The sequence below is a fragment of the Clostridia bacterium genome, assembly GCA_017438525.1.
Lineage (GTDB): Bacteria > Bacillota > Clostridia > Oscillospirales > RGIG8002 > RGIG8002.
On record JAFRVI010000070.1, the window covers coordinates 1 to 3,090 of the forward strand.

General features: G+C 66.1%; 4 protein-coding genes. All 4 read right to left on the reverse strand.

Annotation, left to right across the window (positions count from 1 at the left end):
- On the reverse strand, positions 1 to 579 hold a 579-nt coding region (locus IJL83_06485), incomplete at its 3' end, for a hypothetical protein (GenBank protein ID MBQ6553241.1).
- A gap of 66 nt (positions 580 to 645) precedes the next feature.
- On the reverse strand, positions 646 to 849 hold the full coding sequence (locus IJL83_06490) for a hypothetical protein (protein MBQ6553242.1): 204 nt from the start codon (positions 847 to 849) through the stop codon (positions 646 to 648).
- 11 nt (positions 850 to 860) lie between these two features.
- Positions 861 to 2,375 (reverse strand): hypothetical protein, encoded by a 1,515-nt coding sequence (locus IJL83_06495; protein MBQ6553243.1) that lies wholly within the window; start codon positions 2,373 to 2,375, stop codon positions 861 to 863.
- Between the two features lie 2 nt (positions 2,376 to 2,377).
- Positions 2,378 to 2,734 carry a hypothetical protein gene (locus IJL83_06500; GenBank protein MBQ6553244.1) on the reverse strand — a complete coding sequence of 119 codons (357 nt, stop codon included), beginning with the start codon at positions 2,732 to 2,734 and terminating at the stop codon, positions 2,378 to 2,380.
- Positions 2,735 to 3,090 lie beyond the last annotated feature (356 nt).

The window sequence follows — 3,090 nt, forward strand, 5'->3', positions numbered from 1 at the left end:
CGCGGCAGGAACGGCGGTCGGAGCCGAAGCCGTTCCGCTTCCGCCGGCGCCTATGCCTTTCGCGGCGGCCTGCGCGGCGCGGAGCGCGGCGTTCGCCTCGGAGACGGCGGCGCTGCGCCGCTTGATCTCGAGGTTCGCCTGCTCGACCGCGCGGTCGTTCTCCTCCTGCCAGAGCTTATAACCCGCCTCGACGCCGTCAAGCCAGCGTTCGTAGGCGGTTTTTTCATCGCCCTTCAGGGCGTTGAGCTCGGCGAGGCGGGCGTCGTAGGCGAGCTCCCACAGCTCCGGTATCTTATCCGCGAGCTTGGAGTCGTAGTAGCTTTTCGCCTGCTGCGCGGCGGCGTAGGCGTAGCTGCTGGGCATACCTCCGACTCCGGAGGCGGCGTCGCCGTAGGCGTCCAGCGCGGCGTTTCTCCCCTCGCCCGTGAACTGCCGCGCGTAAGCGAGGTAGAGCGGGTCGGAGGCGTAGTCGTAGCCGTCGCGCACGGAGTCAAGCCGCTGCTGCGCCGCCGCCACACGCCCCGCGTAGGCGTTCTGATAGGGAGTGTAATATTTGTCTATCCATTCGTTAATGGTCATGATGTCCTTTCGCTCCTCATTTCTTCATTTTTCATTTTTCATCAAAAACCGGCGCCGCGCGCGGCGTCAATCCCACGCGCCGCCGTCCAGCTTCAGACCGCCGGCGACGGCGGTGCGGTCGGTGTCGATCTCGATGACGTTGTCGCTGTCCAGCGTCGTCAGCGTGTATTCGAGCTGCTCCTGCAGCGCGCGGACGTAGTTGGCGACCGCGCGGACGGCGCGTTCGGTATCCATACCGTCGAGCGAGCCGAGCTTCTGCGTGAAGATCATCGCGCCGCCCCCTATTCGAGATACTCGCGGATGATGCCTTTGATAAGGCACTTTCCGCTGCCGGAAAGCGAGACGCGCAGCGAGCCGCCGGTGAAGAACGGGAGCGGCAGCTCATAGCGGCAGTCCTCGTCCGCGCGGCGCAGATAGACCGACTGCCGTCCGCCGCCGTTGTCGGCGGTCACCTTGACGGAGGCGCCCTCCGCGAGCCATATCTTCAGCAGCACGCGCAGGTAGCGCCGCGTGCCCGCGTCCTCGACGAAGGGGACGAGCGACGCGCTCCAGTCGCGGACGACGTCGTCGCCGCCGAGCTCGTAAAGCTTGCCTTCGCCGGTCAGGTACCAGACGGAGCCCTCGAACGCCGCGAGCGCGAAGACGTCCTTTTCGCCGTCGCAGAGCCAGACGCCGCGCCGCAGGTCGTAGGTGAAAAGCCGGCGCACGCCGCCCTCGGTCGCGGCGACGTAATACGTTCCGTCGAGGCAGGCGGCGACCGCGTCCGCGCCGAGGCGGCCGGTCTTCTGCGAGAGGTATTCCGGCTCGCCGCCGTTGTAGGCGTATACGCCGTCGCCGGCGTTGTAGACGACGTTGTCGTTGACGACGAGCGCGCTACCGCCGCTTCCGGCTTCGCAGCCGGTCACGCGGGAGACGGTCAGGCGGAAGTTCGACGGCTTCGAGCCGTAGAGCTTATGTATGCAGTTCCCCTTCATGAAGGCGACGTACGACGGGCAGGACGCCGCGGCGGTGAAGGATCCGTCGGTGCCGACGTCGGCGAAGTAGCTCGCCTGCGCGTGGGAGGTGTCGTAGGCGGTGAAGTTCGTCGGGTCGCCGAGCCAGGAGGCGTAGATGCGGTTGCCCGCCGCGCCCCAGAGGCGATTGTCGTGCTCGCAGACGAAGTCGAGATCGGGCAGCAGACGGCTGACCGTCACCTCGCCCGACGCCGACGACTGCGGCCCGAAGGGCGCGCCGGCGAAGGAGAGGGTGCTCCCCTCGACGCCGATGACGACCGCGGAAACCCGGTTGCTTTCCGCAAGACCGGAGCCGGAGAGCACGACGCCGTCGTTGACCTTGAAGCCGAACGGCTCGCCGTCCGCGCGGGTTAGCGTGCTTTCGGTCAGGGTGAAGCCGTTGAAGCTCTCGACGCGTTCGAGCGAGCCGCTCTCGCCCGTCGCGGCGCGGTAGTATTTCTTATCCGGAAAGACGCAGAGCGCGCCGCCGATGAAGGCGAACTGCTTTTTCGTCTCCGTCAGTCCGGTCATCACGCGGGTGGCGACGGAGCCGTCGAACTCCCAGAGGTCGCCGTCGGAGGCGACGTAGAGCTTTCCGCCGGCGGCGGTCATGCCGCGCGGAACGCCGAAGGTGTGCGCGAGGCGGTCGGCGTAGCGCGGGCTCAGATAGGGCGCGCGCTCGGACGTGAGTCCGGCGCAGGCGGTCAGCTCGCCCTCTTTCGCGAGATCGGTGCGGTTCAGACCGCCGAAGTACGCCGTCTGCCGCGTCTTTTTCATTTCTTTATAAGGGAGCTTTGGGAGCATTTTCACAACCTCACGTTTCTGAAGCCCCCGCAATCGAGGGAGTAGTTTTTCGCGGACTGCCGCTTATACGCGTCGAGCAGCTTCTCGAAGGCGGACGCCGTGTTGAAGTAGCGCGCCGTCTCGCCGGAGGCGAGGTCGAGCTGCGCGGCGCACCAGAGGACGTAGAGCTCGCCGTAGGGTCCGGCGGCGGAAAGCTCCTCGTCGGCGTCCTCGGGCCAGGTCAGCGCGAGGGGCTCCGCGCCAAGCACTTCGGAGCGGAGGCGCCCGTCGAGCGCGATCGTCCAGGCGGCCTTCGTTTCGGCGGAGGCGGCGTTCGGCCGCAGCTCGTCGACCGCGGCGATGGTGGTGTTTATGGTCATGTGTGTTTCTCCTTTATATCTGCCGCCGAAGGCGGCAATATCACTGCGCCGAAGGCGCAATACCACTGCGGCGAAGCCGCAATATCACTGACGCGAAGCGTCAATATCACTGCGGCGAAGCCGCAATTCCCGCCGCCTCAGGCGGCGCGGCGTTCGCCGCAAGGCGAACTCATAACTCGCCCGAAGGGCGATCATAACTGTAAACTCTAAACTCAATCAGTTTACAGTTTACAACTCTGATGCCGCCGGCGGCGGCGATTCCCGCCGCCGCGCCGTCCTGTCATTCCGAGGAGGAGGCAGCGCCTCCGACGAGGAATCCCCTTCCTTATGCAGACGGCTGCGAAAGGTGTGGGATC